Origin of the sequence: Micromonospora sonneratiae, from assembly GCF_042679305.1 — a bacterium.
GTDB lineage: Bacteria > Actinomycetota > Actinomycetes > Mycobacteriales > Micromonosporaceae > Micromonospora_H > Micromonospora_H sonneratiae.
Genome location: NZ_JBHTMP010000100.1, coordinates 1 through 17,989 on the forward strand (window position 1 = coordinate 1; position 17,989 = coordinate 17,989).

The 17,989-nt window shown below is 67.0% G+C and carries 15 protein-coding genes, 1 tRNA gene and 1 other RNA gene; 6 read left to right on the forward strand and 11 right to left on the reverse strand.

Annotated features, from left to right (window positions below):
- Positions 1–421: 421 nt before the first annotated feature.
- The 7 genes from ACFQ4H_RS32835 to ACFQ4H_RS32865 all read right to left on the reverse strand — a co-directional run bounded on the left by ACFQ4H_RS32835 (position 422) and on the right by ACFQ4H_RS32865 (position 7,974).
- The gene (locus ACFQ4H_RS32835) at positions 422–1,612 is read right to left on the reverse strand and encodes a helix-turn-helix domain-containing protein (protein ID WP_377578810.1); all 1,191 of its coding nucleotides are present in this window, start codon (positions 1,610–1,612) and stop codon (positions 422–424) included.
- 298 nt (positions 1,613–1,910) lie between these two features.
- Positions 1,911–3,122, reverse strand: coding sequence for a helix-turn-helix domain-containing protein (locus tag ACFQ4H_RS32840; protein WP_377578812.1), 1,212 nt, complete (start codon positions 3,120–3,122; stop codon positions 1,911–1,913).
- Positions 3,123–3,253: 131 nt separating this feature from the next.
- Positions 3,254–4,465 carry a helix-turn-helix domain-containing protein gene (locus ACFQ4H_RS32845; RefSeq protein ID WP_377578814.1) on the reverse strand — a complete coding sequence of 404 codons (1,212 nt, stop codon included), beginning with the start codon at positions 4,463–4,465 and terminating at the stop codon, positions 3,254–3,256.
- A 92-nt stretch (positions 4,466–4,557) separates the two neighbouring features.
- A complete protein-coding gene (locus ACFQ4H_RS32850) occupies positions 4,558–5,769 on the reverse strand; it encodes a helix-turn-helix domain-containing protein (RefSeq protein ID WP_377578816.1) in 1,212 nt (403 codons plus the stop codon).
- Positions 5,770–6,265: 496 nt separating this feature from the next.
- On the reverse strand, positions 6,266–6,628 hold the full coding sequence (locus ACFQ4H_RS32855) for a hypothetical protein (protein WP_377578818.1): 363 nt from the start codon (positions 6,626–6,628) through the stop codon (positions 6,266–6,268).
- 322 nt (positions 6,629–6,950) lie between these two features.
- Positions 6,951–7,424, reverse strand: a complete 474-nt coding sequence (locus tag ACFQ4H_RS32860) for an iron chaperone (protein ID WP_377578820.1) — start codon at positions 7,422–7,424, stop codon at positions 6,951–6,953.
- Positions 7,425–7,518: 94 nt separating this feature from the next.
- Entirely contained in the window at positions 7,519–7,974 is a 456-nt protein-coding gene (locus tag ACFQ4H_RS32865; RefSeq protein ID WP_377578822.1) for a carboxymuconolactone decarboxylase family protein, read from the reverse strand.
- Positions 7,975–8,155: 181 nt separating this feature from the next.
- Between ACFQ4H_RS32865 and ACFQ4H_RS32870 the strand changes: the two genes are divergently transcribed.
- From ACFQ4H_RS32870 to ACFQ4H_RS32880, 3 genes are all read left to right on the forward strand, one after another.
- Complete coding sequence (locus ACFQ4H_RS32870) at positions 8,156–10,420, forward strand: ATP-binding protein (RefSeq protein WP_377578824.1); 2,265 nt, start codon at positions 8,156–8,158, stop codon at positions 10,418–10,420.
- Positions 10,421–10,530: 110 nt separating this feature from the next.
- On the forward strand, positions 10,531–11,262 hold the full coding sequence (locus ACFQ4H_RS32875; RefSeq protein WP_449289038.1) for an ABC transporter ATP-binding protein: 732 nt from the start codon (positions 10,531–10,533) through the stop codon (positions 11,260–11,262).
- The gene (locus ACFQ4H_RS32880; RefSeq protein ID WP_377578826.1) at positions 11,262–12,005 is read left to right on the forward strand and encodes an ABC transporter permease; all 744 of its coding nucleotides are present in this window, start codon (positions 11,262–11,264) and stop codon (positions 12,003–12,005) included. Before ACFQ4H_RS32875 ends, ACFQ4H_RS32880 begins: the two co-directional genes overlap by 1 nt.
- A 141-nt stretch (positions 12,006–12,146) precedes the next feature.
- Here ACFQ4H_RS32880 and ACFQ4H_RS32885 read toward each other — a convergent pair whose 3' ends face one another.
- From ACFQ4H_RS32885 to ACFQ4H_RS32895, 3 genes are all read right to left on the reverse strand, one after another.
- A complete protein-coding gene (locus tag ACFQ4H_RS32885; protein WP_377578828.1) occupies positions 12,147–12,704 on the reverse strand; it encodes an NUDIX hydrolase in 558 nt (185 codons plus the stop codon).
- Between the two features lie 266 nt (positions 12,705–12,970).
- Positions 12,971–13,873, reverse strand: coding sequence for a serine hydrolase (locus ACFQ4H_RS32890; RefSeq protein WP_377578830.1), 903 nt, complete (start codon positions 13,871–13,873; stop codon positions 12,971–12,973).
- 2 nt (positions 13,874–13,875) lie between these two features.
- A complete protein-coding gene (locus ACFQ4H_RS32895; protein WP_377578832.1) occupies positions 13,876–14,790 on the reverse strand; it encodes a LysR family transcriptional regulator in 915 nt (304 codons plus the stop codon).
- A 137-nt stretch (positions 14,791–14,927) separates the two neighbouring features.
- Here ACFQ4H_RS32895 and bla point away from each other — a divergent pair, with 137 nt between their 5' ends.
- Positions 14,928–15,869, forward strand: a complete 942-nt coding sequence (bla, locus tag ACFQ4H_RS32900; protein ID WP_377578834.1) for a class A beta-lactamase — start codon at positions 14,928–14,930, stop codon at positions 15,867–15,869.
- 403 nt (positions 15,870–16,272) lie between these two features.
- Here the strand turns inward: bla and ACFQ4H_RS32905 are convergent.
- A tRNA-Ser gene (locus ACFQ4H_RS32905) sits at positions 16,273–16,357 on the reverse strand.
- Between the two features lie 81 nt (positions 16,358–16,438).
- On the opposite strand from ACFQ4H_RS32905, the gene ffs reads away from it, so the two are divergent.
- Both ffs and ACFQ4H_RS32915 read left to right on the forward strand, forming a co-directional pair.
- An RNA gene (gene ffs, locus ACFQ4H_RS32910) (signal recognition particle sRNA small type) lies at positions 16,439–16,529 on the forward strand.
- Positions 16,530–16,727: 198 nt separating this feature from the next.
- Positions 16,728–17,989: DNA polymerase III subunit gamma and tau (locus tag ACFQ4H_RS32915; RefSeq protein WP_377578836.1), on the forward strand; the 1,262-nt coding region annotated here is incomplete at its 3' end.

Sequence of the window (17,989 nt, forward strand, 5' to 3'; positions counted from 1 at the left end):
CTGGTAGCCGGTGTCGCGGTGGCGGCTCATCGCATGTCCCCGCAGAGGCGGGTCGGGCCGGGCGGCTCCGGCGGATCGTCACCGTCTGAGGGGGCGGTGGGCAGCGGCCTCGGGATCGGCGGGGTGGGTGGCGGCTGCGACTGGGTCGAGGGTGGCTCCTCTTCCTCGTCGTACCTGCTCAACCACCATTTGACCATCGCGCACCTCCGGTGTGGAGGGTGCGACGGTCAGCGTTGTTGCCGACCGCCGCACCCATACGGGGGCGCGGCGGCATAGTGGGGGAGAACGCAACGCCGCGCCCGGTCCTGACCGGACGCGGCGACAGCCGTATCTGTGCTGGTAGAAGCTGCGCGCGTCCAGTAATTGGGACGCTACGCAGGGAAGCGGGCGTGAAAGGGGATGTTTTGTACCCCTGCCGCGACTACCAGTCGATGCCGATTGTCAGCGCCAGTTCACGAGCATCCTCGCCAACCGTTCCGCGCCGTCCACACAGCTCAAGTACGGCGCTACGGGCGTACGGCTGGTGGCGGACGGTGTCTCCGCTCTCCTTCAGTGCTCGCCCAAGCAGGTGCACCGCCGCAACTTCACCCCGACGGAGCATGTGCGCGCGAGCCGCGTCGATCAAAGCAGACGCCCGACGGGTACGGGACGGCAGCGCCGAGTAGTTGGTGCTGTCTGCGCGCTTGGTTGCCTCGCCCGGACGACACAGATCCGTCTCTAAGGTCACGGCGTATGCGGCAACAGCGGTCGGGCCGAACATCAACCACGGGTGAACGTAGTTGGTGCCGAGCGTGGTAGCAGTGCGATCAGCGATGTCCCAGGCCCGCCAGGCATCACCATCCCGCCCGGCCTTGCTGTGACCGAGCGCCAAGCCAAGGTGCAACTGGCCCCACCGCGCAAGTTGCCCACCGCCCGTGGTCGGGTCAAGCAGTGCGGCTGCGTCGGTGAGCACCTGCTCTGCCGCGTCAATCTGCGCGGAAGACCGGTAGACATGGGCGTAGTACCAGGCTGCAACTGCGATTGCGGCAGGGTTGTCTGCCTCTTGAGCTGCGAGCATGGCTCGGTCCGCAGCCAGCCACACCAATTCGGGATGTGGCTGATGCGCGGTGTAGAGCTGGGCCAGATGGTAGGTGCGGGCGAGTTCGACGAGGGCAAGGCGACGGTCGTTGCCGTCGAGCCGTCGGGCGGACAGGCGGGCTGCATCGAGTATCCGGGGAAGGAGGGAAGCCACAGCCGTCCGTTCGGTGCTTGATTGATGCCACAGCATCCATGCCTGACTGACCTGGGCCCGTAGTACCTCGGCTGAGAGCACCTCACCCGCCGGTACGGTGGTTCGCTGCATTGCTGCGGCCACCGCTGGAATATCCGGATGGCCGGCTCGGGTCACCGATGCCACGGGCAGGGACTGATCGCCGGTGAGGTCGGCCAGGTCGCTGATCTTGAGTACCTCGGCCAAGCGCAGCAACATTGGCAGCCGGGGTGGTAGTAGGCGGCCCGCCTCGACAGCCTTTACCCATTCCGCGCTGCGCCCCACGAGTCCGCCAAGAACCGCACGGGTCTTGCCAGCCCGCTCACGATGCATCTTGATTCGTTGGCCGACTGTCAAGGTCATCGGCTCATCCTGGCTGTGCACGGTGCCCTCCCGTACGAGGCTGGCCGCCCTCTCTCATCGAGGACGTTCCTTGTAAGCGCACGGTACGTCCTATCGACGCCTACGGCTACCGCCTCAGCACGGAAGAGTTGGTCAAGAACCTTGCTCAGCTCGGAATGTCGAGCTGAGCGACTAGTCGTCATGGGCGTTACGGGCAGTGAAATCCGATTCGACAAAGTGCGTACGCTGGAACCACTAATGTGGCTATCAGTAAAGCGCTGAATGCTGACCATCTGCTGGTTGAAATTATCACGCCAACTCAAGCAACATCGATGCGTTCTGCCAGGGGTCGCAACTCCGGCCGTGTGGTCGGCGTTTCTCTGGTCAACAGTTCCCGTACCACCGCTCGCATCTGCATGTTCAGCGATGATTCCTCCGGCGCTTCCCGGTCGGCGCGTACCAGCATGTGCACCGCCGCCAGGTCGTCCCGCTGGACGGCGTACGCCCGTGCCAGATTCAGATAGTGGGAATGTCGACGCTCGACGCTCGGCGAGCCGGTCACATCGACCCGTTCACCGATCCGTAGGGCCTCGGCCGGACGGGACAGTTCCAGGGTGACGGCGGCGCGATGGATGCCCACGTTTGCTGGGCCGACAAACATGTGGTGGTAGGTCGTCTCGCCGGTGATGGCAGCGGCGTGTTCGGCCATGGACAGTGCGTCCTCGGCGTACCTCTCGTTGCGCAGCCGGGCGTGCTGGATGGCCGATAGCTGGTGTAGGCCGCCGACAACGGCGATGCGCTCCGGGTCCTGGTCATCGATGCGGTTGAGGTCCGTGATCGCATCGCGGCACAGCGCGGCCGACTCTTCAGCGTGGCCCCGGTTGGAGAGAACCTGCGCCATGTTCCAGGCTGCGGCCCCTCGATACAACGGGTCGTCGGCGGCTTGGGCGGCTGTCAATGCCCGATCAGCGGCAAGGATCGCCACGTCACCCGCCCCAACACGCTTGCCGAAGGAGCGTACGAGCAGATAGGGGTCGGCGGCGGCACGGTGCGCGTCGCGCAGTGCCTCGCCAGCCAGGGTGCCTGTAGCTGTACGGACCGCGTGGATGAGTTCGGGAAGCATCGGGGCGGTACGAGAGTAGCGCTGACCTGAACCAGACCAGGAGGTCCACGCGTAGTTGATCGTCTGGCGTAGTGCTTCGAGATCAAGCGCGGCGTCGGTTGCCGCCGGTGAATAGGCGTGCATCGCAGCCCGAATCGGCGCAACGCCCTCGTGCTCAGCGGGCTCGTCGGGGAGTTGTCCGACGGGAAGGCCAGTCAGCCGGTATAGATCGCGTACCCGGAGGATGCGGGCGATCTCGATCCAGTCGCCGAGACTGTTCACACTCCGTTCCCCGGATTCCCACTTTCTCCACGCGGATACGGTGCAGCCCTTGAGTTGGGCGGCAATCTCTTGGGTGAGGCCGGCGCGTTGCCGGTAGAGCTTGATGCGCTGCCCCGGTGTCATGCCTGGGTCGATGGTGGGATTCACGGCTCCTACCTCCTGCACGAGGCTGTCTGTCCAGCTCTGACAGTACTCGCGTTCGGCATGGCTTCTGGGTGAATGCAGCACCACTCCCCCCATCCGTTCGACGCGAGTCGACTATGGCTCGGAATCCCTTCCTACGGTTGCATTTTGGATCGTTCCGCCAGCCGGATGGCGTCATCGCGGATCGATGCCGGCGCCTCGGCAGCGAGTCGGGTAAGGATGTCTCGGGCGGCCGGCGAAAATCGGACTGTCTCCGGCGATGTGGCGTCGGCCTTTGCCAGCAGGTGGAGGGCGGCTTCCGGTGCTCCCTCCAAGTCGGCGCTTCGAGCCAACTCAACGTAGTGTCGGCCACGCCGCTCCGTGGACGGGATGGTGGCTGGGTCGAGCGAATAAGCTCGCCGCCGAGCCTCATCGGGCGCGCCCAGGTCAACCGCGCACATCACGGCGTACACCTCGACCAACGGTCGGGAAACCCGGGTCCGCAGGCCTACATAGTCGGCCGGAAGTGCCTGGTGCACGAGATTCCTGGCCGAGTCCCAATCAGCCCAGGCACTCTGATCGCCACTACGCGCCCGCGTCAACGCCGCACACAGATACAGGTCGGCCATCATCTCGATGTATTCGTTGGGCCCGTCGGCGACTCGGCTTTCGATGAGCGCTTGTGCCTCGCGAAGGCGTTCAAGCGCGTCCTCACTGCGTCCGGTGGCCCTCAGCAGGTGTGCCGCATACCAACTGGCCTGCGCCATCGCAAGCGGGTCGTCCGCATCCAAAGCGGCAGCCATACCCCGGTCCGCAGTCACCCAGACCAGTTCCCGATCCCCATGCCACGCCAGATACGCCTGGGCAAGGTGGTACGACTGCGCCAACAGAGCTAGTGACTTTCGGCGTTCTGCACCCTCATGGAGCCGGGCCGCCTTCTGCGTAGCGTCCAGCAGGTTCGGTAGGAGGAGTCCCACCTCCGTACGCTGCCGACGCGACGTATGCCACGTCTGCCATGCCGAGTCGATCGCGCCGCGCAGGTACTCGACTGTTGCAGGCTCGCCAGTCACGCTGAGCTGCCATGAGGTCAGTGCCCGACGGACATCTGTTACGGCGGGGTGGCTACGTCTGGTGTCGAGTGAGAGCGTGACTGTCGGCCCGTACAACTCGCCGAGGTCTCGGACGTTAAGGTGCGGGGCGATCCGCTGTGCGACTCGTAAGGTCAGCAACCGCCGGCCGGTTTCTACAAATTTGATCGTGGTTGCTGAAAGGTCGGCGAGTCCGGCAAGACGCTCGCGTGACAGGCCGGAGGCGCGCCGCAGCCGCTCAACACGTTGTCCTGGTGTCGGTTGTGATTGCTCTACCATTCTGCACCTCACCGAAGGTGGTACATCGTGTACCTAAGACAGTAGGTGGCGGGCCGCCCTGCGGCTACAAGAAATCGACAACGATTGACTGGTCAATGCAGCTCGTGTGGGTGTAGATGGTGCGGGCGGTACGTCTCGTAGGCGTCCCGTAGGTCTGCCGCCTCACTGATGCCGGTTTTTTCCACCGCGGCCAACAACTCTGTGGCTCGCCACCAGTTTGAAGGCACGACGCGGCCTGAGGTGATCGCCGCCGTTGCCACAGCACTGGCCTCGTCAGGCTTACCCGAGGTGAGTAGAGCGAGGCCGAGATCCATCCGCGCAGAGGCGTAACGTCGAGGACGGCTTGCACCCGCTGCGGCCATCTCGTTCACTACCGTCCGCGCGTATTCCTCTGCTGCCGGGTCGCCTGCCCAGGCGAGGGTGGTCGCGATGTAGGCGGATGCCTTGGCAGGATCGTACTGATAGTGATGTTCCGGCCGATCTGGAGTGGGCAACGGCGAGACCAGTGCCTCAACCCGATCTAGGACGCGACGGGTTTCCCGCTGATCTTTCATCCGAGCCCACGCTCGCGCCTCCTGGGCGGTGGACTGGATGTGTGCTGAGCTGCCCTTCGGAGCGACAGCTTGAGCCTGCCGAGACAGAGCCAGCGCTGCCGAATAGTCGCCGGTAGTCAGTACGTCCCATGCCCGAGTTTCCAGCCACCACGCCTGGATCTCGTTATGTTCGGCGTGCTCGGCAAGATCGGCGGCTGCCGCCAGGTGGGCATCTGCTGCCGTACGGTGCCGCAGGTCGATGTGCAGGGTGGCCCGAAGGAGCGACAACCAGCCACCGGCCACGACCAGTCGGCGATGCTGGTCCAGCGTGGCACGGGCATCGAGGAGGCGGCTGACGTACGCCTGGTACCGACGAGTCATCGGCAGTAGCGCAGCGGGCAGGGTGGTTGCATAGGCGCTTGCCATGTTGTCGACGGCGGACTCGATCCGGTCGAGCGTCTCGGCGCTGACATCACTGGCCGCTACCCGCTGGGCGAGTTCCAAGGCGTCAGACTCGTCGGCGACGCTTGCCGGCTGGCTGGGCGTGGCCACGAGGGCAGCAAGCTGTCCGCCGCCGCGAAGTAGTCGATCTAGCTGCTCAGCGATCTCCGGACTCGGTTGCTTCTTTCCTGACTCCAACTCCTGCAGGTGGCTTTTTGATCGATAGGAGAGTGCGCTCAAGCCGCGAAGGCTCAGGCCGCTGGCCTGGCGAAGCCTCTGGAGTTCGGCTGGGAACCTCGGATCAACAGGTGTTTTGTTGTGACGCGCCATGGCACTGTGCCTTCCCAGGGACGGCTGGGGCAACTGGCCTGACGAGTCCTATCCCCGACGGGCAGCCCTATCGGAAGGTACACCCAATGTTGCTCTCTGCGTGGTTGGTGTTTAGGGCAGCGAGCGTAACGAGTTCACGAAAGGCATCGCCTGTCCGGAAAACGCTCAGTAACGCGGCGTTGCAGGATCTTCGCCCGAAGAACAGTCATTGAAGCCACGTAGTCGATGTAGCACTTCAGCGGTCGGGAAACCATGCTGTTCAGGCTGTCGAGTTGCCTCGTCTGCGCTCCCGCTTCCTCGTGCGGCTGCTCCGGCCATGCCCGTCGTTCTGACTCTCCTTGATCACTCGGGCTGCCGCTGGCAGGGCTATCTGACCAGATGTGTCGAGAGCTGGGCATCAACTGCGGCCAGGTGAATCCGCAAGGTTGGCATCCTGCTGCTACCGATGACGTAGGCGACCAATCGTAGGTGCAGAAGTGGACAAACTGACTATTCGTCAGTGCACGGTTGTCATCAGCGGTATCCAACCGGGCCCGCCAGTCACAGAGCAAAGGAACTTTGCCTGGACCGATGTGCCGGAGCCGTCCTGCGTTTCGACGGATCCGGTGACGGCGTAGACCGAGCTGGACTCGCTGACCATGACGTTGGAGTACTTTGCCGTTGTTGGATTCGCCAGCAGTGGAGGTATGAACTTCTCCTGGCAAGCACGTATCGCGTCCGCGCCGAGGTCAGCGTTCTCGCTTAGATCGGGCCCCTCGCTGACCTCACGTATGAAAACGACAAGGCAGAAGCCGGCGACCGCCATGCCGAGCGATCGAGCGATCGCCTTCAACTTCGCCGACTCCGTAGACTCAGACACGCTGGGCACCCTATCGTGCGTCTGTTGTGGACGCTCTCAGCCAATCGGCGGTTGGTTCCAGACAGAGGGGTGACTACTTCTTCTTCCTGGCCGCAGTCACTGCCCACCAGACGCCGCCCGCAATGAGGGCGACTGACGCGAGACAGCAGAGCAGCGTGGCGACATGCCACGGCCTGATAGCACCCATGGCGGCTGACTCTATCGGCTTCCGTCCAACAGCGCTGACCGCTGATCGATGGAGGATCTCGACGACTGCCAACCAGGAGCCGGCGCGGCGGCTCCTGGTCAACTCGGCGATCATGCCCCTGACTCCGGTGGCTCTTCAGCTCACCGCCTGCTTCACGAGCGCGGCGATCCTGGCCTCGTGATCGGCGGTCAGCTCGGACAGTGCGAAATAGGTTGGCCACAGGGTGCCCTCGTCGAGGTTCGCCTCGTCACTGAAGCCGAGCACCGCATACCGCGTCTTGAACTTCGCCGCACTCTGGAAGAAGCAGACCACCTTGCCGTCGCGGGCGTACGCCGGCATTCCGTACCACAGCTTGGCTGTGAGGACCGGTGCGCTGGCCTTGATCACGGCGTGCAGCCGTTCGGCGATCACCCGGTCGGACTCCGACATTTCGGCGATCTTCGCGAGCACTTCGCCTTCGGTGTCGGCCTTGGCGCTCCGCCGAGTGCTCTTCTTCAGCTCCTTGGCGCGGTCCTTCATTGCGCTGCGCTCCTCGGCGGTGAAACCGTCGTACTTCTCGCCCTTCGCGGTGGTGGCCTTCGCGGTGGTGGTTTTCGTGGTGGTCGACATGACAACTTCCTCTCTGTTGCGGGTGGCTCGGGGCGGCACCGGGTGTTTCAGCGGTGATCGACTTCTTTGGTCCTGATGAGCAGCAAGGTCAGGGTCACCACTTGCCCGCCTGCTGGCGGGTGGGCAGGTTGAGCCGGTTGAAGGCGTTGGTGATCGCGATGTTGAGCAGCAGCGCGGCCAGTTCCTTCTGGTCGAAGTGCTTGGCGGCCACGTCCCACACCTGGTCCGGCACCGGGTCCGGCCGGTCCGCCAGCCGGGTCACGGCCTCGGTCAGGGCCAGCGCGGCGCGCTCCTCGTCGCTGAACCAGGGCGTCTCCCGCCACGCGGCGACGGCGTGCACCTGGTCCGCAGTCGCGCCGTGCTGGTGGGCCTGGTGGGCGCCCCCGGCCACACACGGGCCGCAGCCGTTGATCTGGCTGGCCCGCAGGTGGGTCAGCGCCAACAACTTGCCGTCCACCCCGGCGCCCGAGATGGCCCTGTTGACGGCCATCAGGGCCGGCATCGCCTCCGGGATCAGAACCGCCGGGTTCGGCATGCGCTCGGTCGACATCGCTTCTCCTTGGTCGTGGGTGTTTCTGCGTCGTGGGTGTTTCCGACAGGAGTCATCCGACCATCGGCGCGCCGGGGCCCGCGCGGTCCGTGGGACACCGTGGGACACCTGGAACCCGGTCTAGCAGCGCAAACGCAACGCCGATCCGTTCCCCTGCACCGGGACAGGTACGGTGTTTCACGTGTCCAGCCCCCAGGAGCAACTGGTGGCTCAGCTCGCCCGGATCAAGGAAATGAGTGGGCTCAGCCTGCGCGCCCTCGCCGGTCAGGCGGGTCTGAGCAGTTCGTCGCTGTCCCGGTACCTGACCGGTCGGCTCGTGCCGCCGTGGGAGGCCGTGGTGGCGCTGTGTCGGGCCGTGGGCCGTGACCCCCGGCCACTCCGCACGATGTGGGCCGAGGCTGCCAAGGCCGGCGCGGCGCCCGCCCCGCGCCGCAACGACCTGCCGGCCGACCTGTTCGACTTCACCGGCCGGGAGGCGGAGTCCGCGCTGGTCGAAGAGCTGCTGCGCACCGCGGGCGCGGTCGCGATCGACGGTATGGCAGGCGTGGGCAAGACCAGTCTGGCCGTTCACGTGGCCCATCGGCTCGCCGCCACGTATCCGGACGGTGGGCTCTACCTCGACCTGTACGGCTTCACCCCGGGCCAGGAGCCGCTGGAGCCGCAGGCCGCGCTCGGCCGGCTCCTGGGCGCGTTGGACATCACCCACCCCCCGGCCGGTGCCGCCGAACGCGCGGCGCTCTGGCGGTCGGAGCTGTCTCGTCGGCGCGCACTCGTCGTACTCGACAACGCGGTCGACGCGGAACAGGTGCGCCCGCTGCTCCCCGGCGCGGGGAAGTCCAGGGTCCTGATCACCAGCCGCCATCGGCTGGTCAGCCTGGACGGGGTGCCGCCGGTGTCCCTGGAACCACTGGCCGACGCCGACGCGGCGTACCTGTTCGGCCGGGCGGCCGGGCTCACGCTCAGCGAAGAGGAAGCAGTCAGCCAGGTGCTGGGGCAGTGCGGCGGGCTCCCGCTGGCGCTACGGATGGCGGGGGCACGGCTTCGCCACCGCCCCGGCTGGACCGTGGCGGTGCTGGCCGAGCGGCTACGCGACAACGCCGGCCGTTTCGACTCCGTGTTCGGCATGTCGCTCCAGCAGCTCGACGCGGTCCAGCGCCGCATGTTCCGGCTGCTGGGCGTGGTGCCCGGCGCGGACTTCGACGCGGAGGTGGCGGGCGCGCTCGCCGAAATGCCGCCCGACCGGGTCGGCGCGGTGCTGGAGGAACTGGTCGACGCCCACCTGGTCCAGGAGCTTTCACCCGGGCGTTACCGGATGCACGACCTGATCCGGCGGTACGCGGCGGACCTCGCCGCCGACGAGGAGCCGCAGGCCGAAGCTGCCCTGCGCCGGGTCCTGGGCCACTATCTGGCGCAGGCGGTCGCCCACGATCGGACGCTGCCCTCGCCGCACCGGCGGGAACCCTCGCCCGGCGACCCGGCGAAGGCCATGGCCTGGTTCGAGCTTGAGTACGTCAACCTGGTCGCCTGTTTCGACGCCGCCGTACGGGTCGGTGCGGACGAGGTGGCGGTCGAACTGCCGCAGGCCATGCGGGTCTGGTTCTTCCGGCACCGCGGAACCGACGACCAGGTACGCCTGCTCGAAGGTGCCGCAGCCGCTGCGGCACGTCTCGGCCGCGACCAGCAGCGGGCTTCGCTGCTCGCGGACCTCGGCTTCGCCCGTGCCGCCGCCGGACGCCTCGCCGAGGCGCTCTCCGCCTACGAACTGGCCGAACAGTCCGGGCCGGACGACGAAGAGCTTGCAGCTGGTCTGGCGCTGCGCATCGGCTTCGTGCGCCGGGACCTGGGTGACCTTGAAGCGGCGCAGGCGCACTTCCGGCGGGCACGCGAGCTGTTCGAGAAGATCGGGCACCGCGCCGGGCAGTCCCAGGCGCTGGCCTTTGACGGGTGGGTGACACTGCACCTCGGTCGGCACAGCGAAGCCGTCGAACTCGCCCGGGCATCCGTCGCGCTGGTCGACGGGCCCGCCCAGATCACCGGGCTGGTCACCCTCGGTGTCGCATTGGCACCGTACGACCCGGTGGAGTCGCTGCGTACGCTGCATGACGCGTTGCGGCTGGCCGAGCAGAACAACCTTCAACACAACCAGGCGTGGTGCCACAACCATCTCGGTGTCGCGCTGCGTGTCATGGGTTCACCCGAAAAGGCGCTCGAACACCATCAGCGCGCCTTCGAGCTGCTGGAACCGCTGGCCGAGGTGCAGCTGGAGATCGACTGCCTGCACTCGTACGCCGAGACGTGCCGCGCGGCGGGTCGCTATGACGAGGCGCTGGCGCTGCTCGACCGGACCATCGAGCTTGCGTGTGAGCTGGGTCGGCCGTACGACGAGAAGCTCGCCCGTGCGGCGCGGGAGAGCGTGGCGCGGGAGCTCGTGCGCGCCGGCTGCTGAGCCGGCGTAACCGTCCGTAGGCGCTACCGACCGGGGGTGGAGCTGGGTACACCCCCATCGGGCGTCTGGCCTCATTCTGCGCGGACCTCGAAATTTCTACCGTCGTTGGTATGTCAGTCATCGAGGTCACGAACCTGCAGAAGCGCTACGGCGACCACGTGGCCGTAGCGGATGTGTCGTTCAGTGTGGACGAGGGCGAGATCTTCGGGATTGTCGGCCCGAACGGTGCCGGCAAGACGACCACCGTGGAGTGCATCGAGGGGCTCCGCTCACCGGATGCGGGATCCGTACGGGTGCTGGGCCTGGATCCGAGCCGGGACCGTACGGCGGTGCGCCAGAAGCTGGGCATCCAACTCCAGGAGAGCCAACTGCCGGACCGGATGAAGGTGTGGGAGGCGCTCGACCTGTACAGCTCGTTCTATCCGAACCCCGCCGACTGGCGGGAGTTGATGGACGAGCTGGGTCTGACCCCGAAACGAAACGCGGTGTTTGCGAAGCTCTCCGGTGGCCAGAAGCAGCGGCTGTCGATCGCCCTCGCGCTGGTCGGCAACCCGTCGGTGGCGATCCTGGACGAGTTGACCACGGGGCTCGACCCACAGGCGCGACGCGACACGTGGGAGCTGATCCAGCAGGTACGGGCGCGCGGCGTCACGGTCGTACTGGTTACCCACTTCATGGACGAGGCGGAGCGCCTGTGTGACCGGTTGGCGGTCATCCGGGCCGGCCAACTCGTCACCATCGACACCCCCAAGAACCTGATCGCCGATGCCCGGGTGCCCGGCGTCGAACGTCCCACCCTCGAAGACGCGATCCTCGCCCTCACCTCTCCCCGGAGCCTCTGATGACCGCCCTGGCCAAGATGATCCGCGTCGAAACGAAACTGTTCCTCCGGGAGCCCGTCGGCGCGTTCTTCGGGATTGCGTTTCCGGCTGTACTGATCCTCGTGCTCGGCCTGGCCATGCCGGGAATGCGGGATCCGGTGGAGGAGATGGGCGGCCGGCCTGGCATCGAGCTCTACCTGCCGATCACGATGGCGCTGGCCATCGCGACGGTGACGATGGTGACGCTGCTGAACGTGCTGGCCAACTATCGGGAGCGGGGTGTCCTGCGTCGACTGTCGACCACCCCGGTCTCGCCAATGACGTTGCTCGGCGCGCAGTTGATCGTGAATGTCGTTGCGCTGCTGATCGGTTGCGGCCTGGCCTGGCTGGTGGCGGCGATCGCGTTCGACGTTCCGCCGCCCGGAAACGTGCTTGGCTTCGTGCTTGCATTCACTCTCGGGTCCACTGCCATGTGCGCCGTCGCCCTGCTCGTGGCAGCCGTCACGCCGAGCGCCCGGGCATCGTCGGGGATCGGCTCGCTGATCTACTTCCCGATGATGTTCTTCGCCGGGGTGTGGACGCCGGGGCCGCTGATGCCCGACCTGGTACGGAAGATCGCCGACTTCACCCCGCTGGGTGCCGCGTCCCAGGCCGTGCAGGATGCGTGGGTGGGCTCGTGGCCCACGCTGCTGCACCTGGTCGTGATGGCGGCGTTCACCGTGGTGCTGGGCGGAGTCGCCGCCCGCAACCTCCGCTGGGAGTGAATTCACGGAGGACACGTCGACAAGGCCCGGCCGGATGTCAGACCCCGGCCGGGTCGAGCAGCATCCGTCAGGTGTTGGCCATCCTCACCCGCCACCTGACTCGGCGGATTACGACCGGCGATGGCATACGACGTAGTGGCACTACGAGAAAACCTCGAACGGCTCGTGGAGCGTGTCCCCGGCCAGAAAGCGGGGAAGAAGCTCGGGTAACGACGACGGAAAGAACCTCGTCGACGCGTGTGCGATCTCAGCGGGTGGCCACCACCGGTAGCCCTGATGGGTGTCGGTCTCGTCGGAGGCAAGCGCCATCGGAACAACGAGAGGCGCCAATGTTCCCACTGCGGCGTGAAAGATCGACTCGTCCTGGATGCGGCGCACTCCGGCATGCAGGAACGTCACGGACCGGAACCATCGGGGCGCAGAGAAGCTCCCTGTGTCAAGTCGTAGGCCGGTCTCCTCGTACAACTCTCGTTGGGCGGCTTCGACCAGTGTCTCGCCGGTCTCGATGCCTCCCCCGGGGAGCTCCCAACATGAGCCAAAATCAGGATGAAGTGGCTCGTTGATGCATAACAGCAGCACCTGCCCACCGGAGTCGGTCAAGACCACCCGTACCGCAGAGCGCCGTAGCACCGCTTCCGAGCCATATGCCGCCCCGGTGCTTTCTCCATCGGATCTGCGCTCCTGAGCCGGTCCGTTCACCGCTCCACTCTAACGATTACCGAAGGCCCACGATCGATCATGGTGTTCGCCAGAGTTCCGAACTCACCATCAAGACAGGTCCAGCAAACCGACGAAAAGATTCGGCGCTACCGCCCCAATCGGCATGAGCGTATCCACGCCGTACGCTGCACCTGGTTGTGCTGGTCGCGTTCGCCGTGTGCACCCGCAACAAAAGCGCCCCCGCGTACCGGGGGCCAACTCTGCCCGTGGGGACGACCCGCAAGCTGTCCGCCCACTCCAACCGCTCAGCACATCCGCAACTGGTCGCGGAGGATCCGGGCAACGTGCGCCATCAGCGCTTCCGCGCCGGGTTGCACCACGGCCGGCACCCGGGACTCGGTGAGGGCGGCGACGGCGAACACCTGCCCGTCAGCGTGCTCGACGACCCCGACCTCGTGTCGGAGATTGAGCAACGTGCCGGTCTTCGACGACCATCGGGACGCGTCGGAGCTGAAGTCGGGGGCCAGTCGCTGGCGCAGCACGTTGTCTCCCATCAGCTCGCGGACCCGTGCCGCGACCGAGGGCTGGATCGTCGTCGGCCGCCACAGCCCCTGCACCAAGTCCACGAAAGCCCGCGCCGATCCGGTGTTGGCGCGGCTGACGTCGAGCTGTGCCACCGGGTGTCCGTGTCCCGCTGTCGTGGCCCCGATGGCGAGGGAGTGGGCGAGATGCGCCTCCGTCGGGGTGAACCGTTCGGCCGGCGTCTCGGTGAGTTCCCGGCCGAGATGGCGTACCGCGATGCCGTCGTAGCCGAGTCGCCGTAACTCCGCGGTGACCACGGCGGGCGGGGTGAGGGCGAACAGGGCGTCCGCCGCGATGGTGTCACTGATTGCAATGCTGAGATAGAGCAGGTCGTCGAGCGCGACGGTGGCCGGATGCCGGAACTTGCTCAGACCGGTCGGCCCTGGCGCGGCGATACGGCCGGGCTGCACCACGACCGGTGTGGCGGCGTCAAGTTCGCCCCGTTCGACGCGCTCCAGTGTGGCGATCGCGAGCGGTATCTTGACCAGCGATGCGACTGGGAACTCCACCTCGGCGTCGATCTCGAGTTCGTCACCGGTGTCGAGGTCGCGTACCAGGAACGAACCGCGCAGACCGGCGTCGCGCAGTGTCTCCCGCGCGTCGCGCAGGACCTTGGCCACCCCCACCGTTACGCCCCGCCGCTCGGCACGGTGTCGCTTGGCATGTCGTTGCCCAGCGTACCGAGGCAGCGCCCGATCGCGGCGGGCAGGAGAGCCCGGATCCGCTGGGCGTCCTCACGCAGTCCGGCTGCGACGTCGTAACCGCGGACCAGCTCCAGCTCGCCGATCGGCCGCCAGTGCAGGCCCAACTCGTCAGCCTGACTCGGCGAGCAGAGCAGGAGGTCGGTCGAGTCAATCACCTCGGCAGCGGCGGCAACGAGCGAGGTCGCCACGACCACCTGGGCGGGTTGGAGTCCGACAGCGTCCCGTAGCCGGATCATCCGGTCACGGACGTGGGGCACGTCGTCCTCCGGTTGGATCCAGATGCAACGTCGGCGCGCGTCCCGGTTGGCGCGGCCCGCTCGTAGGGTCTCCACGTAGATCGTCGAGGTGCGCGGGTCGGCGTTACCGGCCAGCCCCAACGGCACCCGCCAGACTCCCTCGTTCAGCGGCACCGCGACGAGCGCGGCTCGTACCTCCAGGGTGCGGGCGAGCTCCATGCGTTCGCTTGGCGCGGCCGGGTGCAGGTCGAGGTTCAGGTCGTGTCGGCGTCCGTCGGCGACGAGCCGGGCCAGCAGGCGTGGGGTCCCGATCGCGGGTACGGCCAGCCGGAAGGGCCTCAGCTTGGCGCGTTCGGCATCGTGCTCCATTGCCTCGGCGAGCTCGACGAGGCGCCTGGCCGACGGCAGTATCTCCCGGCCGAACGGCGTCAGCGTGACGCTCCGCGAGGAGCGGTCGAACAGCCGGGCTCCGAAGTGCTCCTCGAGTGCCGCGACGCGCCGGCTGGCGACGGACTGGGGGATCCGTGCCGCAGCGGCCCCGACCGTGAAGCTGCCGTACCCACTGACGGCCACAAATGCCTTACAGGCCGCGACGACATCCACGACGGCCGAGTCTATGCCAATTCAGCATTGATTCCGACATTACTGTCTTGGACGGCATCCGTTGTCGGGTGTGAGGCTCCTCCCTGACAGCGGCCAACCGACCGGTACGGCCGTCAACCGACGAACGGATAGCAACGATGAGGTTCAGCCTTGCCCGACCCGCTGCCCGGCGGGTCGCCCTCGCGGTCGCGGCCGCACTCGTACTTGGCCCGCTCGTCGCCTGCCAGTCATCCGGTACCCCGACTCCGTCCCCATCCAGCTCACCCACGCTCTCGACCACGGCGGCAGCTGCCGAGTTCGGTCGTCTGGAGACCAAGTTCGACGCCCGCCTTGGTGTCTACGCCATCGACACGGGATCCGGTCGCGCCGTGGAACACCGCGCCGACGAACGGTTTCCCTACACGTCGACGTTCAAGGCGCTAGCTGCGGGCGCGGTCTTGGCCGTGACGTCAACGGCAGAGCTCGACCGCAAGATCTCGTATACCCGCGCCGACCTCGTTCCCTACTCGCCCATCACCGAGAAGCACGTGGACAACGGCATGACGCTCCGCGATGTGGCCGACGCCGCGGTGCGGTACAGCGACAACACGGCCGGCAACCTGCTGTTTAGGCAGCTCGGCGGTCCGGAGGGCTTGGAGAAGGCGCTGCGTGGTCTCGGTGACCAGGTCACCGAGGTCGACCGGCTCGAAACCGCACTCAACGAGGCCATCCCCGGCGACACGCGGGACACGAGCGCACCCCGCGCCCTGGGCACGGATCTCCAGAAGTACGTACTCGGCGACGCGCTCTCCACCGAAGACCGCGCCGTGCTGACCGGTTGGCTGCGGGGGAACACGACGGGGGACAAGTGCATCCGGGCGGGCGTTCCGGCCGGCTGGGTGGTCGGCGACAAGACCGGTGCCGGCGAGTACGGCACGCGTAACGACATTGCCGTGGCGTGGCCGCCCAACGGCGCTCCCATCGTGCTCGCGATCATGTCCACGCGGGACGAGAAGGACGCCACCCGCGACGACGCGCTGATCGCCCAAGCCACGACGGCCGCCGTCACGGCGCTGACCGGCCAGCCCGCTTCTCGATGATGGCGTCCGCCATGATCGATGCACGACTCGGCCGCCGCTGGTTCCCGGCACCGTTGCCAGTGCTGCCCCGGCCACCGTGGTCCACGGCACCATCGATCTTCGAGTACTACGGCGGACCGTAACGGTACGGGTAGCGACTGACTCGGCCACGACATGCCCGTGACGGACAGCGAGGACGATGCACAGCATGTAATGCCGACGAGGTGCCTGGCCAGCGGAAATAGCGGGCCGGGTGCCTCTGTCGTCACCCGGCCACGTAACCGGCGTGCGGCCGGCGAGGCGCTTCGCTGTCGTGATGCGACGGAGTGAATGAGACGACAACTGAGACGGGAGCGACCGTAGAGACGATTCAGGGCCGGTCCCCGGTGGGGCCCGACCCTGTCGTTCGTACTGCTCAGATGAGCGGAGGATACGAGATTCGAACTCGTGAGGGTGTTAACCCAACACGCTTTCCAAGCGTGCGCCCTAGGCCTCTAGGCGAATCCTCCGTGGGACAGGATACAGGCTTCCGGCGAAGAACCCAGCCCGCCACCCATGAAGATCGACAAGTCGACCAGGTACAGTGGTTGCACCCCCCGTGCGGCGTGTATCTCGTGAACCTCCCCAGGGCCGGAAGGCAGCAAGGATAAGCGGGCTCTGACGGGTGCACGGGGGGCCTTTGCGTTCCAGCCCCAACCCGCTGCACCGGCCCGTGGACCGGGCCACTGTCCCGGTAGGGCGACCGCCGAGCCGGACAGACGGCACCAAACAGCCTCCTGCCGCCACAGAACGACCGACAACCAGTCCGTTGCTGGCGGGGGAGAGTGGCCGACGACGGCAGGGCAGCGGAGAATGGCCCGGTCGAGAGGAGGCGGAGGAGTGGCACTGGCGCTCTACCGCAAGTATCGCCCGCGTACGTTCGCCGAGGTCATCGGCCAGGAACACGTCACCGAGCCGTTGTCGCAGGCACTGCGGAGCGGGCGGCTCAACCACGCCTATCTCTTCTCCGGCCCGCGTGGCTGCGGCAAGACCTCCAGCGCCCGGATCCTGGCCCGCTCGCTCAACTGTGAGAAGGGCCCGACCCCCGAGCCCTGCGGCACCTGTGACTCCTGCCGGGCCTTGGCCAGCGACGGGCCCGGCTCGATCGACGTACTGGAGATCGACGCGGCCAGCCACGGTGGCGTGGACGACGCCCGCGAGCTACGCGAGAAGGCGTTTTTCGCGCCGGCCAACAGCCGCTACAAGATCTACGTCATCGACGAGGCGCACATGGTCTCGTCGGCCGGCTTCAACGCCCTGCTGAAGCTGGTCGAGGAGCCCCCGGAGTACGTCAAGTTCATCTTCGCCACGACCGAGCCGGAGAAGGTGCTCGGCACGATCAAGTCGCGTACGCACCACTATCCGTTCCGGCTGATCCCGCCGAGTGTGCTGCGGCCACACCTCGAACAGCTCTGTGCGTCCGAGGGCGTCAAGGTCGAGCCGGCGGTTTTCCCGCTGGTCGTACGGGCCGGTGGCGGCAGCGCCCGGGACAGCCTGTCGGTGCTCGACCAGTTGATCGCCGGGGCGGGACCGGACGGCGTCACCTATTCCCGCGCGGTGGCCCTGCTCGGCGTCACCGATGCGAGCCTGATCGACGAGATGTGCGACGCCCTGGCCGCCGGGGACGGGGCTGCCGCGTACGCCACCGTCGACCGGGTCGCCGAGGCCGGGCACGACCCCCGCCGGTTCGCCTCGGACCTGCTCGAACGGCTGCGTGACCTGATCGTCCTGCGGCAGGTGCCGGACGCGGTGGCCAAGGGTCTGGTCGACGGCCCGGCCGACCAGATCGAACGGATGGCCGCGCAGGCCGAGCGGCTCGGCCCGGCGACGCTGTCCCGCTGTGCCGACATCGTGCACAACGGCCTGGTCGAGATGCGGGGCACCACCGCACCCCGCCTGCTGCTGGAGCTGATCTGCGCCCGGATGATGCTGCCCGGCGCGGAGGACGCCACCGGCGGGTTGTTGCAGCGGCTGGAACAGATGGAACGGCGGCTGGCGAATTCGGGCGGGCAGATCCTGACGGCCGCCGCCGCGTCCGCGCCGGTTGCGGCCCCCGCTCCCGTACGACCCGAGCCGGCAGCCGCCGCACCGGCAGCTGCGGC